The organism is Dietzia sp. NPDC055877 (assembly GCF_053615975.1).
Genome location: NZ_JBSHCV010000008.1, coordinates 74,890 through 91,114, shown reverse-complemented (window position 1 = coordinate 91,114; position 16,225 = coordinate 74,890). Strand labels below are relative to the sequence as shown.

Genomic DNA, 16,225 nt, shown 5'->3' with positions numbered 1-16,225 from the left:
AGGAGCGGATCGGGCAGGGGCAGCGAATCCCAGCGGCGGATCGTGGCCGGTGACGAAGCCGGCCACGGATCCGCCTGACCTCAGGGCAGCGGGCCGGCGGGCGCCACCTGGTTGGTGCCGTGCGCGGTCCGCCAGCTGTGCACGGGGTAGGCCCCGCTGTCGGCGCGCGTGTGATCGTGCAGCGCCCAGTAGTCGGCGTGCGCGTAGTCCTGCGTGAACTCGACCACCGTGTAACCGTGCCGGTCCAGGTCCACCCAGCGGATGTGGTGATTCGCGCCCATCAGCGCGCCCTGCGCGGCCGCGGACAGGCCGTTGCCCTCGGGCAGCCCCAGGATGTCGTCGACGTTGTTGCTGGTGATCGACGGGGTCACGAACTCCACCGCATCGGTGCCGGCGCCCGGGTAGTCCGCGGCGTCGGTGGGCACCTCGTTGACCCACGAGCTGTGGATGTCGCCGGTGAGGAACACGAAGTTGCGGTTACCGGTCGCGCGGATCACCTCGAACAGGCGGCGGCGCTCACCGGCGTACCCGTCCCACTGGTCGGAGTTGTAGGTGATGCCCTCGCGCGGCATGCTCAGCAACTCGGTCATGGCGCTCATGGTGCGGTTGTCGAGCGGCGGGATCAGCACCGGCGCGACCATCACGGAATTGCCGATCACGTTCCAGCGGGCGGTCGACGAGCCCAGGCCGCGGGCCAGCCAGTCGAACTGCTCGGCGCCGGTCATGGTGCCGGTCTGGTCGACCGCGCGGCCGTCGAACCGGCCGGGCGACTCGGTGCGGTACGAGCGCAGGTCGAGCATGTTCAGCTCGGCGAGCGCGCCCCAGCGTAGGCGGCGGTAGAGGAAGCCGCCGTCGCGCAGCGAGTCGGGCCGGATCGGCATCCACTCGAAGTAGGCCTGCGAGCCGGCGGCCTTGCGGTCGGCCCACGAGCCCTCGTGCGGCTGGTGGTTCTCGGCGCCGTGCTCCCAGGCGTCGTTGGCGAGCTCGTGGTCGTCCCAGGTGCAGATCCACGGCACGTGCGCGTGCAGCGACTGCAGGTCCGGGTCGGTGTGGTACTGCGCCATGCGGATGCGGTAGTCGGCGAGGGTGACGATCTCGTGCGGCGGGTCGTGGGGGCGGACGGCGCCGAACTTGGCCGTGTACCCGCCGCGCTCGTACTCGTAGATGTAGTCGCCGAGCTCGATCACCACGTCGAGGTCGCCACGCTGCGTGAGGTGGCGGTACCCGGCGAAGTAGCCGGCCTCCCAGTTGGAGCAGGAGACCACGCCGGTGCGCCAGCGGCCGGAGGCGGGCATGGCGCCGTCGGCGGGGGCGGTGCGGGTGCGGCCGACGGGCGAGGTCTGGCCCAGGGCGCGGAAGCGGTAGTGGTACCAGCTGTCGGGGGCCAGGCCGGTGGCGTCGAACTTGACCGTGTGGTCGCGCCCGGCGTCGGTGGTGACGCTGCCCGAGGCGGTGATGGTGACGAACGAGGGGTCGGGGGAGACCTCCCATTCGACGACGACGGCGTCGCCGATCCCCGACCCGGGGGCGGCCTCGGCGGACGGCGTCACGCGCGTCCACAGGATGACGCGGTCCGCCATGGGGTCGCCCGACGCGACGCCGTGCTGGAAGGCCGCCACCGCGCCGCCCGCGGGGGCCCCGGCGCCGACCGGAACGGCCGCGCCGGCGGTGGCGGCCTGACCGGCGAACGCCCCGGTGCCGACAGCGGCGCCGGCCAGCGCCCCGGCCCGGAGAACGGTCCGCCGGTTGAGCCCGGTGGCGGCCCGGCCGGACGGGGTGGACGACGACGCGGGGGAGGACGGCACAGTCATGCGTCCAGTTTGCCGCTCGCTCAGGTATTCCGGGGCGAACTCCGCCTAGTCGTCACCGAACGTTCACGCGGGCGTGGCCGTCGACGCCGTTGACGGAGATCTCCTCGCTGATCACCACGGTCTCGGAAGGCTGGTCAGAGTCGGTGGGCGCGGCCGACTCCGCCGGCGTGGACAGGTAGCGCTCGAGGGAGTCGTCGAGCTCCTCCAGCCACGGGGTGTGGTGCGTGGTGGCCATGGTGCCGGTCATGACCGAGCGGTGGTTCTTGTCGCGGTAGGTGAGGATGTTCTTCACCTTGTCCTCCTTCCAGTCCAGGAAGATCTGCACGACCTCGTCGATGTCGAACATCGGGTAGTCCGTGGCCTCGATGAGGTCCCGGATGTAGTCACCCTGGAAGCGCACGTCGTCGGCATCGCCGTCCAGCTCCTGGAAGCGCTTACGCCACGAGCGCATATGGGCGGCACGCTGCTCGGCGGCGGGCAGCGTGGCCCGGCCGAGGATGAGGTCGCGGACGTACCAGGCCTGCGCGTCGAACATGTTGAACGTGAACCACTGGTCCTGGGCGCCCAGGTAGTACAGCTTCGGGTTCTTCTGCCAGACCACGCCGCGGTAGAGGCCGGCGGGGTAGATGTTGTTCGGTGACTGCAGCGCCAGCTCGGCCGGCAGGAACGGGTACTTGTGCAGGTACCCGGTGCACAGGATCACGGCGTCGAACTCGCGGGTCTCGCCGTTCGAGAAGTGGACGGTCTGACCCTCGAACCGGTCGAGGAGCGGGAGCTCCTCGATACCGTCTGGCCAGTCGTAGCCCATGGGGCTGGTGCGGTAGGACATCGTCACGGAGGCGGCGCCCATCTTGTGTGCCTGCACGCCGATGTCCTCGGCCGAGTACGAGGCGCCGATCAGCAGAACGCGCTTGCCGTCGAGGGCCTCCGCGCCACGGAAGTCGTGGGCGTGCCGCACCGAGCCGGGGAAGGTCTCGATCCCCTCGAAGTCGGGGACGTTCGGGAAGCTGAAGTGGCCGCTGGCCACGATCACCCGGTCGAACTCGGAGCTGGTGGTCTTGCCCGAGCGCAGGTTCTCCACCGTCACGGTGAAGGTGTCCTGGTCGCGGTCGTAGTCCACCCAACGGACCGCGGTCGAGAACTGCACCTTGTTCTTGACCTTGGACCTGCGGACGCGGCCGTCGATGTAGTCCCACAGCACCTCGCGCGGCGGGTACGAGGAAATGGGCCGGCCGAAGTGTTGGTCGAAGGTGTACTCGGCGAACTCCAGGGCCTCCTTGGGGCCGTTGGACCACAGGTTGCGGTACATCGAGGAGTGCACCGGCTCGCCGTAGCGGTCCGTGCCGGAACGCCAGTCGTAGTTCCACTGCCCGCCCCAGTCGTCCTGCTTCTCGTAGGCGACGATCTCGGGGATCTTCGCCCCGGCGCGCTGGGCGGACTCGAATGCCCGCAGTGCGGCGATCCCGCTCGGTCCGGCTCCGATAATCGCAATACGCTGTCTTGACACAGATTTCCTTCCGGCCCACGTGCGGCCTGTCCGTTTCTCCGACTGGCCCCGGCGGAGGCAATACCCGGCGCGATCGACTCATATGATCCGCGCTCCGAGGCCTCGACACCGACACCACGATCCCGCTCAGGAGCGGCGACCCGGGAGGGGCGCCAGCAACGAGCGCGCGGCGCCCTTTCGGAACGCCGCATGTCCTTCATGATAGCAAAACTGCACTTCACAAGCGTTCGCTTCAGCCTTCTCCTGCGTATGTGACGTCTCAACCAGCAGCGATGTGGTCTGGGGCGGGTGGTCCCTGCACGCACGCGGCCAGTCGCTCGGCGGAATCATGGACAATGGAACGCATGACCCAGTTCGGAGACCTTCTCGGCCCCCCGCCCACCCGTCTGACCGGCGACCCGGAGGCGGAGGACGCCCTCGCCGCGGGCGAGGAACCCCGCACGGTGGCGGCCTCGCACCCGTCGGCGTCGGTCGCATGGGCGGAGCTGGCCGAGCGCGCGCTGGACGCCGATGACGCGGTGTCGGCGTACGCGTTCGCCCGCACCGGCTACCATCGCGGCCTCGACCAGCTGCGCCGCCACGGCTGGAAGGGCTTCGGCCCGGTGCCGTATGACCATGAGCCCAACCGGGGCTTTCTGCGCGCCGTCGCCGCACTGGCCCGTGCCGCGCAGACCATCGGCGAGGAGGACGAGTACATCCGTTGTCTGGACCTGATCAATGAGTCAGACCCGCACGCCGCCGCGCCTCTCGGCCTGGCGTGACCGACTCGACGCCCGCGCGCTGGGCGTCTACGCCGCGCTGCCGGTTCCGCTGAGGACGCGGAGCCGGCGTCTGGCGTACGCATTCCTGCCGATCCTGCAGTGCGGTATCGCCGCTGGCCTGGCCTGGTTCATCGCCAACGACCTCCTGCACCACCCGCGACCGTTCTTCGCGCCCATCGCCGCGGCCATCGCGCTGGGCATCGGCATGGGCCGGCGGGTGCGCCGCGGCATCGAACTCGTGATCGGAGTAGTGGTGGGCGTCGGTCTGGGCGACCTGCTCATCGCGCACATCGGCTCGGGGCCGTGGCAGATCACGGTCGTGGTGGTGCTGGCGATGTCGGCGGCGGTGTTCCTCGACCGGGGCGCCCTGGTGGGGACCCAGGCGGCGTCGTCGGCGATCCTCGTGGCCACGCTTCTGCCGCCGGGCAGTACCGGCGGTTACGATCGGATGGTCGATGCGTCCGTCGGCGGCGCCGTGGCGCTGCTCCTCATGGCGTTGATGCCGGTCCACCCCCTCAAGCGGGTCCGCCGCGAGGCTGCATCGCTGCTGGGCGTGGCGTCCTCGGTACTCGGGGAGGTGGCGGACGGGTTGGAGACCCGCGATTCGGACCGGATCCGACGCGCGCTGCAGGACGCGCGCGACACCCAGCCGGCGATCGACGCGATCGAGGAGCAGCTCGCCGGGGCGCGCGAGCTCGTGAAGATCTCGCCGTTCTACCGGCGGCGCAGGCCCGAGGAGGTCACGCTCGCGGCGGTCCTCAACCCGCTGGACAACGGCATCCGCAACATCCGTGTGCTCGCGCGACGGGCGATCGTCGCCGTGGACGACCAGGTGGACGTGCCGCCCGCGCTGGTCGCGCTGCTCAGGTCGCTCTCCGACGCGGTGGAGCTGCTGGCGCGGCGGGTGGCGAACGACCCTGACGCGCCCAAGGACGCGCAGGTCCACCGCGAGCTGCGGGCCGTGGCCTCGCGCGCCAAGCGTGAGCTGCTGTTCGACCCGGGCCTGACAGAGACCGTGATGCTGGCACAGGTCCGCTCGGTCCTGGTGGACATGATGCAGGTGGCGGGGTTGAGCAAGATCTCGGCCGTGGCCACCCTGCCGCCGACCGTGCGGACCCCGTCGGTGGAGCCGGAGTTGCTCGAGGAGTGGCCCGATTCGCCGGACCGGCCGACGTCGGTGCTGCCCCCGTTCAAGGCAACACGAGCCTCAATGGCTCGATATGACGGTAGAAGGTCGTCCTCTTGACCGGCCGCCGCGCGGTGATGCCGTCGCGGGTGATCAGTGCGCCGGGCGTGCCCACCTGGACGGCGCGCGCCTGGAACCACTGCCGACGCCGGAACCTGCGCGGCCGGTCCGCGGTGGCGCGAACTCCCGGCATGTCGCGGGAGACGCGGACCGTGAGGGCGTCGACCTTGCCGGTGAAGACCCTGTCGTCGTCGGCGTAGGCCTCGCCCACCAGCACGTCGTCGCCGGTACCGGTCACGGTGGCCTCGCCCACCAGCACCGCCCCGGTCTCGTCGCGCACCAACGGCACCTCGTGCGCCCGGCCCTGCACGCCCAGCTTCGCGGCCGCCGAGCCCGTCGGCAGTCCGTAGGCGCGCGTGGCCGGGGTGGCGTCCTCGGCGATGTAGGCGATCTCCACATCGAGATTCTCGGTGCGCATGAGGCGCGTGAGCAGCGCGGACAGGCCGGCGTCGGTGCCACACACCAGGAGGCGGCGCCGGGTTCCGACCTCTGCCAGCGCCCGGTTGATCTCGTCCTTGTTGGGCACTTCGCTCACCTCGATGCGCGAGTGCTCACCCAGGACCGTCGGGACCGGCGTCGAGCCGCAGCGGATGACGATCATGACTTCCATCATGACCGTCCCGGGCCGCGGGGGCGAACCAGGGGCTGTCGCCGGCGGGGCGGGGCCCGCGAGGGGGTCGAACCACGGCCGGAGCGCCGGACCGGAGTCGACATGTGGGGCAGGATGGAGGAATGCGCAGGATCGACCTCAACTGCGACCTCGGTGAGGCCCGCCGGGGGACGCCGCGCTGGGCCGCGTCGCTCGCACCTGGCGCCGGCCCCGACCCGGACGATGCCGCGCTGCTCGACGTGGTGACCTCGGCCAACGTCGCCTGCGGATTCCACGCCGGGAACCGGCCCACCATGAATGCCACCGCCGTGGCCGCCGCGCAGCGGGGCGTCGCGCTGGGCGCGCACCCCTCGTACCGGGACGGGGCCAACTTCGGGCGGGTGGCGCAGGACCTGTCGCGTGAGGAGGTCGCCCGCCTGGTGCAGTTCCAGCTGGAGGAGCTCGACATGGCCGCCCGCCGCCACGGCACGCGGGTGTGCTACCTCAAGCCCCACGGCGCCCTCTACAACCGTATTGTCCACGACGCGGAGCAGGCGGCCGGCGTGGTGGACGCCGTGCTGCGCTACGCCGAGCTGGCCCGGGAGGAGCCGCTGCCGGTGCTCGGACTGCCGGGGTCGGTGGTGCTCGACCACGCGTCGGCCGCCGGGGTGCGGGCGGTGGCGGAGGCGTTCGCCGACCGCGGGTACCGGCCTGACGGCACATTGGTGCCACGCGGCGAGCCGGGCGCGGTCCTGAGCGACCCGGACCAGGTCGCCGCGCGCGTGGTGGCCATGGCGAGCGGCCAGGAGATCACGGCCGCGGGCGGGGCGCACGTGGTGATCGACGCGGCGTCGGTGTGCGTGCACGGCGACACCCCCGGTGCGCTCGACGTGGCCCGCCGGGTGCGGGGCGACCTGGAGGCCGCCGGCGTGGAGGTGGCGCCGTTCGTGGAGCCGCCCGGGGCCGGGTAGGTCCGGTCCGCCATGACGACGACGAGGATCCGCCCCTGCGGAGAGGCGGCGCTGTTGCTGGAGTGCGCGGATCTCGCGGCTGCGGTCGGGTGGGCCGAGGAGATCGGGGCCGCGCGTCTCGGGGCGGCGGACGTGGTGGCGGCCGCTCGCTCGGTGCTGGTGACCGCCCGCGGTGCCGCCGATCTGCCGCGGCTGCGGCAGGCGCTGGAGGCCCTGCTCGCAGCCGGCCCCACGGCGCGCTCCGACCCCGGGGCTGAGGCTGGGTCGGTCGCTCGGTCAGACACTGGGGCTGGTGCTGCAGCGGGCACGGTGACGCTGGATGTCCGCTACGACGGCCCCGACCTGGCCGACGTCGCCGAGCTGGCCGGCGTCCCTGTCGAGGCGTTCGTCCGGATGCACACCTCGATCACGTGGAAGGCCGCGTTCGGTGGGTTCGCGCCGGGCTTCTTCTACCTCGTCGACGCGCGAGAACTCGGAGCCGGCGAACTCGATACCGGCGCTGACCCGGGCCCCGGGCCGATGCCGACGATCCCGCGGCTGGATTCGCCCCGGCCGAAGGTGCCGGCGGGATCGGTGGCCGTGGCCGACCGGTTCTGCGCCGTCTACCCCGGCGCTTCACCCGGCGGGTGGCGACTGCTCGGCACCACCGACGCGCCACTGTGGGACATCGATCGTCCGCAGCCCGCACTGCTCGCGCCCGGCACGCTCGTGCGGTTCCGTGACATCGGTGCAGACGGCGCCGGCAGCGCCGGCAGCGCCGGCAGCGCCGACATCGGCAGCGCCGGAGGGGCCAGATGAGTCTGCTGGTGCTCCGGGCCGGGCCGTCGGCGCTTGTGCAGGACCTGGGCCGGCCCGGGCACGCCGACATCGGGGTGACCTCCTCGGGGGCCGCCGATCGCGCCGCCGCGGCCACCGCGCTGCGGGCAGTCGGCACCGACCCCGCGGCCGCCGTCCTCGAGGTGCTGCTCGGCGGGCTGACCATACTGACCGATGTCCCGGCGGTGGTGGCGGTGACGGGGGCGGTGGGCGTTGTCGTCGTCGTCTCCCCGGGCGGGTCCCGCCGCACCGCCGCCACGGGCGAGGTCCTCCGACTCGAGGCCGGAGCGACCCTGGAGATCGGGCGGCCCGACGCCGGACTTCGCGCCTACCTGGCCGCGCGCGGCGGCATCGACGTGACGCCCGTGCTGGGCAGCCGCTCGCGCGACACCCTCGCCGCACTGGGGCCGCCACCCGTCGTCGCGGGGGACCGGCTCGGCGTGGGCGACCTCGTGGCGGGGCCGTGGGCCGAGGGCTGGCACCCCGCGGTGGGTGGCGGCGTCGGCCCCACCAGCGGTGACGTGGGCGTCGAGCTGGACGTGATCCCCGGGCCGCGCGACGACCTGTTCCCCGACGAGGCGTGGGACGTGCTCGCTCGCACCGGGCACGTCAGCGGGCACGCCGACCGGGTGGGCGTGCGCATCGACCCCGCCCGCCCCGTCCCGCGGCTCTCCCGCGCGGAGATCCCCAGCGAGGGCATGGTGCGCGGCGCGGTACAGATACCGGCCGACGGTGCGCCCGTGGTGTTCGGCCCCGACCACCCGGTGACCGGCGGGTACCCCGTCATCGGTGTGCTCACCGCGCGGTCCGCGGACGCGATCTCGCAGCTTCTACCGGGAACGCCGGTGCGATTCCGCAGGCTGCGGGGCGTCGCCGACTAGGGTGTTCACGGCGGTACGGACTATTCTGGGGCGTTGGTGTGCGCGGATTCGCTGTCAGGTGTCTGACGCCGGTGCACCGTGACGACGACTCATTCGAGGTGAATGCGAACCATGCCAGCGATCGTTCTGATCGGCGCCCAGTGGGGCGACGAGGGCAAGGGTAAGGCCACCGACATCCTGGGCGGCCACGTGGACTACGTGGTCAAGCCCAACGGCGGGAACAACGCCGGCCACACCGTCGTGGTGGGCGGTGAGAAGTACGAGCTCAAGCTCCTGCCCGCGGGCATCCTCTCGCCCACCGCCGTGCCGGTGATCGGCAACGGCGTGGTGGTGAACCTGGAGGCGCTCTTCGAGGAGATCGAGGGACTGCAGGCGCGCGGCGCCGACACCTCCCGCCTGCGGATCTCCGCCGACGCGCACCTCGTGGCGCCGTACCACCAGCAGCTCGACAAGGTCACCGAGCGGTTCCTCGGCAAGAAGGCCATCGGCACCACCGGGCGCGGCATCGGCCCCACCTACGCCGACAAGGTCTCGCGCGTGGGGATCCGCGTCCAGGACGTGTTCGACGAGTCGATCCTGCGGCAGAAGATCGAGGGCGCGCTGCACCTCAAGAACCAGATCCTGGTCAAGATCTACAACCGTCGCGCGGTCGAGGTCGAGGAGATGGTCGAGTACTTCCTCGGTTACGCCGACCGGCTGCGGCCGATGGTCGCCGACACCACGCTCATGCTCAACCAGGCGCTCGAGCGCGGCGAGTCCGTGCTCATGGAGGGTGGCCAGGCCACCATGCTCGACGTGGACCACGGCACCTACCCGTTCGTGACGTCGTCCAACCCGACCGCCGGTGGCGCCTGCGTGGGTTCGGGCATCGGGCCCACCAAGATCACCCACTCGCTGGGCATCGTCAAGGCGTACACCACCCGCGTGGGCGCCGGGCCGTTCCCCACCGAGCTCTTCGACAAGTGGGGCGAGTACCTGCAGGTCACCGGCGGTGAGGTGGGCGTCAACACCGGCCGCACCCGCCGCTGTGGCTGGTACGACGCCGTGATCGCCCGGTACGCCGCGCGCGTCAACGGCTTCACCGACTACTTCCTGACGAAGCTGGACGTACTCACCGGCATTGGCGAGATCCCGATCTGCGTGGCCTACGACGTGGACGGCGTGCGGCACGACGAGATGCCCATGTCGCAGACCGACTTCCACCACGCCGAGCCGATCTACGAGACCATGCCGGGCTGGGAAGAGGACATCACCGGAGCCCGCGTCTTCGAGGATCTGCCGCCTGAGGCCCGTGATTACGTGCTGCGGCTCGAGGAGCTGGCCGGCTGCCACATGTCGTACATCGGCGTGGGGCCCGGCCGCGACCAGAACGTGGTGCGGCGCGACATCCTGGTCTGAGGCTGTTCGCTGCGCGAGCTCACGAGCGCCCCGCGCCCTTCTCCTGAAGGGTGCGGGGCGCTGGTCTCGCTGCGGGGGGCGCTTAGACCGGGAGCCCGGGGATGGGCGGTAGTTCGATAGCGCCGCCACCGATGCCCGCGCCGACCGCCAACGCGATCGAGACGCCGATGCCGGCGATGAGGATCAGCCCCACCTGTACAGTCTCGTTCTCCAGGGACCCGCTCGCTGAGGACTCGGCGCCGGTCGTGTCGTAGTGAACGATTGCCGAATCCACGGTGGCGGCGGGGGCGGCATGGGCGGGGGCGACTGCCACGGTGGCGGCGGTCAGCGCCAGAGCGGCGGCGAAGGAACCGGTGCGGGACTTGTTCATGTACGTCCTATCGGGTGTGTTGACAGGGGCATTACCGAGAATGCCGCACTTCACGGCCTCGCGGCTCGCTGCTGGACAAGGGGGGCGGCCCGGTCGAGTCGGTCGGGCCGGTTGATCGAGTCGGCCGAGTCGATCGGGCCCGGTTGCCGCGAGGGATTCGCACCCTCTCTGGTCGGTCGATGCCTGCAGGATCGCGACCAATCGAAGGAGGCGAGACTGATCAGTCGACGTGGCTATAGGCGACACGAACCGCCGTGATCGCCTCGTTCAACGTGAAACCAGAGCCGACGGCCCGTTCGGCGAACTCCTCGGCGGCACGGGTCAGAACTGCGCTCGTCAGATCGGGAGCCGTGACGAAGGTTCCCGAGCGGCCGCGGCCCTCCAACATTCCCGCCTCTTCGAGTTCGCTGTAGACCTTGGCTGCCGTCCTTGCCGCGATCCCGACCTCAGTCGCCATGGTGCGGATCGCCGGCATGCGGGTCCCGGGGGTCAGCGTTCCACGGCGGATGGCCTCGACGATCTGCCCCTTGAGCTGGCGAAACGGTGGCTCGGTCGAGTGTGGGTCCAGTGCCAGAATGATCCCGTCAACCTGCGAGCCGACCCCCGCTTCGCTCATGATCAGACCCAGACCTGGTCGATGTCGGTCACCTCGCGCGGCGGCGCGGCCGGGACCGGGGCGGCAGGGGTGCGCGAGAATCGCGGCGCGGGCGCCGGGCCCATGTCGCCGTTGACGTCGACGAAGGTCTCGCGCGCCACGTTGTGGGGGTGGTCCAGCGATTCCGTGTAGGTCAGAACCGGAGTGGTGCAGGCGTCGGTGCCGTAGAACTGCTCGGCCCACTCGTCGCGAGTCTTCTCCGCGAACGTGCCGGCGATGATCTCTCGCAACTCGTCCCAGCGGTCCACGTCGAACTGGCCGGGGACCTCGTCGCCGTCGATGCCGAGAATGCGGGTGAACTCGGCGTAGAACTGGGGCTCAAGCGCGCCGACGGCCATGAACTTGCCGTCCGAGCAGGTGTAGACGTCGTAGAACGGGTATCCCGTGTCGAGCATGTTCGTTCCGGCGACGTCCGACCACTGATCGCGGCCGCGCATGGCCCACTGGAACTGGCCCAGCACCGAAGCGCCGTCGGTCATAGCGGCGTCGATGACCTGGCCGATTCCGGAGGTCGAGCGCTCGATGATCGCCGCGAGGATGCCCTGGATGAGGAACATCGACCCGCCACCGAAATCGCCCACGAGGTTCAGTGGGGGCACGGGGCGCTCGCCCTTGCGGGCGGTCGCGTTGAGGTGGCCGGTGAGCGAGATGTAGTTGAGGTCGTGACCAGCCGTGTGGGCGAGCGGCCCGAACTGTCCCCAGCCGGTCATGCGCGCGTACACCAGCCGCGGGTTGAGTTCGAGGCACTCGTCGGGGCCCAGGCCCATGCGCTCGGTGACCCCGGGGCGGAAGCCTTCGACCAGCACGTCTGCCTTGGCGATCAGGCCGCGCACCTGCGCCAGGCCCTCGTCGCTCTTGAGGTTTGCCTCCACAACAGTCCGGCCGCGACGGGTGATGTGCGCCCAGCCGTCGACCTGGGTGGCCAGTTCGCCCGGACGCATGACGGTCACTACGTCGGCGCCCAGGTCGGCCATCATCATGCAGGCGTGCGGGCCGGGGCCGATGCCGTTGAGTTCGACGACACGGATGCCGGCGAGTGGGCCGGTAGATGCAGTGGTCACAGGTGTGCCCTTTCGTGTGGCTTTCCCCACACGCTATCGCCTCCGAAGCGCGGGCGGTTCGCGTAGGTCACCCGGCGCCGCGGCGGTGCTGATGGGGCCCCAGGGACGGGTGACGATAAACGCCGGGGAAGGCACGCGAAGTTATTGGTAGCGATGCTGACTTGTTCGGGTCCGGTGAGTTAATCCGTGTGACACTGTGCACAGGCGGCGGTCCGATCGCCTGAAGGGCCGCTCCGCGACCGGTGTGGTTCGCCCTCTTTGTTAGGAACCCCTCCATGTCCTCATTCAAGAGAATTCTCGTCGGCACATCGGTCTTGGCACTCGCATCAGGCGCAATCCTCGCGGGGGCCGGCAGTTCCGCGGCCCAAGGCTCGTCCGAGGTTGCCGCGGGGCTCGAGCTCGAGGCAGCGGCGCTCAAGGGTCCCGTGAAGGTTACTCAGAATTCTGATGGTGGCCCGACCGTGGCCTATTCCAATGCCACCGGAGCTGGCGAGAAGTGCGTGGGCGCCGCGATGCCGTACCGGTCCGTTCTCCAGGTCGGCCTCGATCTCACCGGGGATGAGCCGCCAGCAGACCTGATCCCGAAGGTTCGCGAGATCCAAGAGATGGGTGGCGTCTCGGGATTGAGTGCCGGTCTCGGCGGCGGCCCGGTCGCCTATGAGGTCAATGAGTACGACGGGATCCCTGAAGCGATCTCGATGCTGGTTTCGGGCAGGGGCGGCTTGGGCGTGGATGGCGGAGCTACCGCGACGTGGACGGCGCCCTCTCCCGAGACGCCCGCAATTGCCGCCGTGTTCTGTATCCCCGATTCCGTCACGGACACTGAGGAGCGCTCCGCGTCGATCGTCCTGCGAATCGGGGTCGATCCGCAGGGCGTCGTCGACCAGGTCAATGGGATCCTCCCGGGAGGCTCGGTCACAGCCGGGTCGGTGTCGGACGGCAGTCTCGAGATGGGAACGAACCTGCTGGGTTCGCTTGGGAGTTGACACCCGCTGGGACTTCTCACTGCGAAGCACGTTCTTAAGTTATCGGCGCGTGCATTCACCAGTAACATTACAAAAAACTAAGAATGTTCAATTTGGGAGTGTAACCAAAAGGTGTGATGTGTAACACTTTCGGCGGTTGCCACTTCGGCGCCACACCCTTTTGGCGCGGAGAGCGAGACGCTGCGCCCTTCCTGTTAGGAATCCTATGCAGTTTCGTGCACGTGCATTCACCGCGGTCGCCGCGGCAGCACTTCTCGCCGGGTCGTCAGGAGGCGGGATCGCTCTCGCTGACACCGACGATTCCGGTTCGGGTTCGGGATCCGGCTCATCAGGTTCCCTGTCCAGCAGCGGTCTAGGTCTCGGAGACACGATCGGTGATCTGGCGATCGCTGCCGAGGCACTCAATGGCCCAGTCACGGTCACGCCTAACAGCGGCGGCGGTGTCACGGTCACCTATACCAACGAGGGAACGGAAAATGACCGGTGCGTGGGCTTCGTGACGCCGTACTCCACGATCGTCGACGGAGACATCGACGTTGACTTCGACAAGACGCAGCTATCCGAGGGCATCAAGGTCATCACTGCGATCGAAGCCGGGCCTGACGTGTCAATCCTGCTCGGTGACGAGGACGGAAGCCCGATCGTGCGGGCCGATGACCCGGCCGTTCCGGACGATATCGAACAAGAGGTCCTCGACCTCTTGTTTGACTTCTACCCAGATAACCCTGCGGCCGAAGCCGTCACGCTGACCCCGGGCAAGTCGGTGTCGTGGAGCACCTCCGTGCCGGAAACCCCCGCTGCCGCAGGAATTGTCTGTACGAGAGGTGCTGTGGATTTCAGTACACGTCCCAACATCTACTTCGGCATCGACAAGCAGGTCGTCGCCGACCAGATCAACGACAAGATCCCCGGCGGCTCGCTCGACGTGGTCTCGGCCGGCTCGATCTCGGGTGGCAGTGTCGGTTTCGGTGCAGGCGCGCTCGGCTCGCTGGCCCCCAGTGACGAGGAGTCACCGATCACGCCCGCCGAGTGACCCTCTCCGGGTGAGCGCCACCGTGGTGCATTGACCGGACGAGGCAGCGACCCCGGGAGGCCCCCGTCACACGACGGGTGGACCGGCCGGGGTCGTCTGCTGTCATCTACTAGCCTGTGTGCCATGACCAGCGCGCATGATCCCCTGGCTCCGCCCGTCACGGACCGCTTCGGCACCCCCGGTGCGCCGGAGGCCACACGCGTGATGCTGCTCGGCTCCGGCGAGTTGGGCAAGGAGGTGGCGATCGCACTCCAGCGCTTGGGCGTGGAGGTGATCGCCGTGGACCGCTATGACGGTGCGCCCGCCCACCAGGTCGCACACGGCTCGCACACCATCGACATGACGAACGCCGACGAGGTTCGCCGGGTGGTGGAGCTGGAGCGGCCTCAGGTGATCCTGCCCGAGATCGAGGCCATCGCCACCACAGCGCTCGAGGAGATCGAGCGCGAAGGTCTGGCGCGAGTCGTGCCCACCGCGCGGGCGGTCAGGCTGACCATGGATCGCGAAGGCATCCGCCGCCTCGCCGCCGAGGAGCTGGGCCTGCCCACCAGTCGGTACGCCTTCGCCTCGTCGCTCGAGGAGCTACGCGAGGCCTGCGACACGACCGGGTATCCGTGCCTTGTGAAGCCGACGATGTCGTCGTCGGGCAAGGGACAGTCCTCCCTCGACGGTCCCGACGACGTCGAGGCGGCATGGAACTACGCGCAGTCCGGCGCCCGTGTCGCGGGGGCGCGCGTGATCGTGGAGTCGTTCGTCGACTTCGAGTACGAGATCACCCTGCTCACCGTACGCAGCGTGGACTCGGAGACCGGTCGGATCCGCACCGATTTCTGCGAGCCGATCGGCCACACCCAGGAGCGTGGGGACTACGTGGAGTCGTGGCAGCCGCAGGCCATGACCCAGGACGCCTACGACTCGGCGCGCTCGGTCGCGGCGCGGATCACGGGCGCGCTCGGCGGGGTCGGCGTGTTCGGTGTCGAGCTCTTCGTCAAGGGCGTCGACGTGTACTTCTCCGAGGTCAGCCCCCGACCTCACGACACCGGTCTGGTCACGCTACGCAGCCAGGTGCTCAGCGAGTTCGAGATGCACGCCCGCGCAGTGCTGGGCCTGCCGGTCGTCACGACCATGTCCAGCCCGGGCGCGTCCGCAGTGATCTACGGCGGGATGGACGCCGAGGGTGTGGGCTTCACGGGTGTGGCCGCGGCGATGGCTGTGCCGGAAGCCGACCTCCGCCTGTTCGGCAAGCCCTCGACCAGCGAGTTCCGCCGCATGGGAGTGGCTGTGGCCACCGCCGAGAACATCGAGACCGCCCTCGAGCGCGCCCGCAAGGCCGCGTCGCACGTGCGGGTGGTGAAGTAGGTGCCGCGCGCGGTACTGATCGTGGCGACGAGTGTGCCCGAGGGGCCCGATATATGACGACGACGAGTTCGCCGATCGACGACGCCCGCGACCTGCCGCGTGAGCCCACTGCACCGTGGATCCGTGTGCTGGCGATCGTCACGGTGGCGGTCTGGCTGGCGGTGGTGATCTGGCAGTTCATGGTCCTGCCCGACCGGGTCCCCACCCACTTCGACGGCTCCGGCCGGGCAGACGGCTGGTCCAGCAAGAACGGTGCGCTCGCGTTCTCGGTGTTGATCCCCTTGCTGTGCGTGATCCCGCTGCCGTCGCTGGCCCGACTGGTGCTGCGTTGGCCGCAGGCCATCAACGCGCCCAATCGGGACTGGTGGATTACATCCGGCCCACGACTACGCAGGTTCGAGCGGTTGATGCGGGAGGACCTGTGGCTGATCACGGTTCTCACGCTGGCTCTGCTGGTGGCGATCGACGTGGGGATCACGATGACCGCCCGGGCGGAGTCGGATTCCATGGCGAACGGGGTGTTGTACGGCTCGCTCGCGGTGTTCGGCGTAGGACTGTTCGCGGTGTTGGCCCGCATGTACGCCGGTGGCCGCTACGCCGAACAGGATGTGCTCTGAGCAGGCGTTGAGCGGCTTTAGGCGAGCCGATCGGGCGCGTGTGCGTGCCCTGTTGCGCGGTTGCGCCGACCTCCCGCGGTGTCTCCTGTGAATGGTCGTCCACCCCATCCACAGCACCCCGTCGGGAGCGCTGTCCGGCCGCTGCCCGCACCTAGCGTGATGCC

Annotated in this window: 16 protein-coding genes; 10 read left to right on the top strand and 6 right to left on the bottom strand. The window is 69.8% G+C overall.

What is annotated here, in order from left to right:
* Nucleotides 1–80: 80 nt before the first annotated feature.
* Nucleotides 81–1,811: an alkaline phosphatase D family protein gene (locus tag ACWGLC_RS10760; RefSeq protein WP_452099905.1), complete on the bottom strand. Its 1,731-nt coding sequence runs from the start codon at nt 1,809–1,811 to the stop codon at nt 81–83.
* Between the two features lie 52 nt (nt 1,812–1,863).
* Nucleotides 1,864–3,318, bottom strand: coding sequence for an NAD(P)-binding domain-containing protein (locus ACWGLC_RS10755; RefSeq protein ID WP_452099904.1), 1,455 nt, complete (start codon nt 3,316–3,318; stop codon nt 1,864–1,866).
* 344 nt (nt 3,319–3,662) lie between these two features.
* Here ACWGLC_RS10755 and ACWGLC_RS10750 point away from each other — a divergent pair, with 344 nt between their 5' ends.
* Together ACWGLC_RS10750 and ACWGLC_RS10745 are read left to right on the top strand one after the other, a co-directional pair.
* Nucleotides 3,663–4,079 (top strand): DUF3151 domain-containing protein, encoded by a 417-nt coding sequence (locus tag ACWGLC_RS10750; protein ID WP_452099903.1) that lies wholly within the window; start codon nt 3,663–3,665, stop codon nt 4,077–4,079.
* Entirely contained in the window at nt 4,036–5,325 is a 1,290-nt protein-coding gene (locus ACWGLC_RS10745; protein ID WP_452099902.1) for an FUSC family protein, read from the top strand. Before ACWGLC_RS10750 ends, ACWGLC_RS10745 begins: the two co-directional genes overlap by 44 nt.
* Here ACWGLC_RS10745 and ACWGLC_RS10740 read toward each other — a convergent pair.
* Entirely contained in the window at nt 5,270–5,926 is a 657-nt protein-coding gene (locus tag ACWGLC_RS10740) for a hypothetical protein (RefSeq protein ID WP_344993639.1), read from the bottom strand. The genes ACWGLC_RS10745 and ACWGLC_RS10740 overlap by 56 nt on opposite strands.
* Nucleotides 5,927–6,057: 131 nt before the next feature.
* On the opposite strand from ACWGLC_RS10740, the gene ACWGLC_RS10735 reads away from it, so the two are divergent.
* The 4 genes from ACWGLC_RS10735 (at nt 6,058) to ACWGLC_RS10720 (ending at nt 9,980) form a co-directional block, all read left to right on the top strand.
* A complete protein-coding gene (locus ACWGLC_RS10735) occupies nt 6,058–6,885 on the top strand; it encodes a LamB/YcsF family protein (RefSeq protein WP_452099901.1) in 828 nt (275 codons plus the stop codon).
* A 12-nt stretch (nt 6,886–6,897) separates the two neighbouring features.
* Nucleotides 6,898–7,683, top strand: coding sequence for a 5-oxoprolinase subunit B family protein (locus ACWGLC_RS10730; protein ID WP_452099900.1), 786 nt, complete (start codon nt 6,898–6,900; stop codon nt 7,681–7,683).
* On the top strand, nt 7,680–8,582 hold the full coding sequence (locus tag ACWGLC_RS10725) for a 5-oxoprolinase subunit C family protein (RefSeq protein WP_452099899.1): 903 nt from the start codon (nt 7,680–7,682) through the stop codon (nt 8,580–8,582). The genes ACWGLC_RS10730 and ACWGLC_RS10725 overlap by 4 nt, the downstream gene beginning before the upstream one ends.
* A 111-nt stretch (nt 8,583–8,693) precedes the next feature.
* The gene (locus tag ACWGLC_RS10720) at nt 8,694–9,980 is read left to right on the top strand and encodes an adenylosuccinate synthase (protein ID WP_452099898.1); all 1,287 of its coding nucleotides are present in this window, start codon (nt 8,694–8,696) and stop codon (nt 9,978–9,980) included.
* An 82-nt stretch (nt 9,981–10,062) separates the two neighbouring features.
* On the opposite strand, the gene ACWGLC_RS10715 is transcribed toward ACWGLC_RS10720, so the two are convergent.
* From ACWGLC_RS10715 to ACWGLC_RS10705, 3 genes are all read right to left on the bottom strand, one after another.
* Nucleotides 10,063–10,350 carry a hypothetical protein gene (locus ACWGLC_RS10715; RefSeq protein ID WP_452099897.1) on the bottom strand — a complete coding sequence of 96 codons (288 nt, stop codon included), beginning with the start codon at nt 10,348–10,350 and terminating at the stop codon, nt 10,063–10,065.
* A 220-nt stretch (nt 10,351–10,570) separates the two neighbouring features.
* Nucleotides 10,571–10,966: a GntR family transcriptional regulator gene (locus ACWGLC_RS10710; protein ID WP_230928570.1), complete on the bottom strand. Its 396-nt coding sequence runs from the start codon at nt 10,964–10,966 to the stop codon at nt 10,571–10,573.
* A 2-nt stretch (nt 10,967–10,968) separates the two neighbouring features.
* Entirely contained in the window at nt 10,969–12,066 is a 1,098-nt protein-coding gene (locus ACWGLC_RS10705; RefSeq protein WP_230928569.1) for a CaiB/BaiF CoA transferase family protein, read from the bottom strand.
* Nucleotides 12,067–12,308: 242 nt separating this feature from the next.
* Between ACWGLC_RS10705 and ACWGLC_RS10700 the strand changes: the two genes are divergently transcribed.
* The 4 genes from ACWGLC_RS10700 to ACWGLC_RS10685 all read left to right on the top strand — a co-directional run bounded on the left by ACWGLC_RS10700 (nt 12,309) and on the right by ACWGLC_RS10685 (nt 16,061).
* Complete coding sequence (locus tag ACWGLC_RS10700; protein ID WP_452099896.1) at nt 12,309–13,052, top strand: hypothetical protein; 744 nt, start codon at nt 12,309–12,311, stop codon at nt 13,050–13,052.
* Nucleotides 13,053–13,539: 487 nt separating this feature from the next.
* Complete coding sequence (locus ACWGLC_RS10695) at nt 13,540–14,085, top strand: hypothetical protein (RefSeq protein ID WP_452099895.1); 546 nt, start codon at nt 13,540–13,542, stop codon at nt 14,083–14,085.
* 123 nt (nt 14,086–14,208) lie between these two features.
* Entirely contained in the window at nt 14,209–15,444 is a 1,236-nt protein-coding gene (gene purT / locus ACWGLC_RS10690; RefSeq protein ID WP_452099894.1) for a formate-dependent phosphoribosylglycinamide formyltransferase, read from the top strand.
* A 53-nt stretch (nt 15,445–15,497) separates the two neighbouring features.
* Nucleotides 15,498–16,061, top strand: a complete 564-nt coding sequence (locus ACWGLC_RS10685) for a DUF1648 domain-containing protein (RefSeq protein ID WP_452099893.1) — start codon at nt 15,498–15,500, stop codon at nt 16,059–16,061.
* Nucleotides 16,062–16,225: the final 164 nt, after the last annotated feature.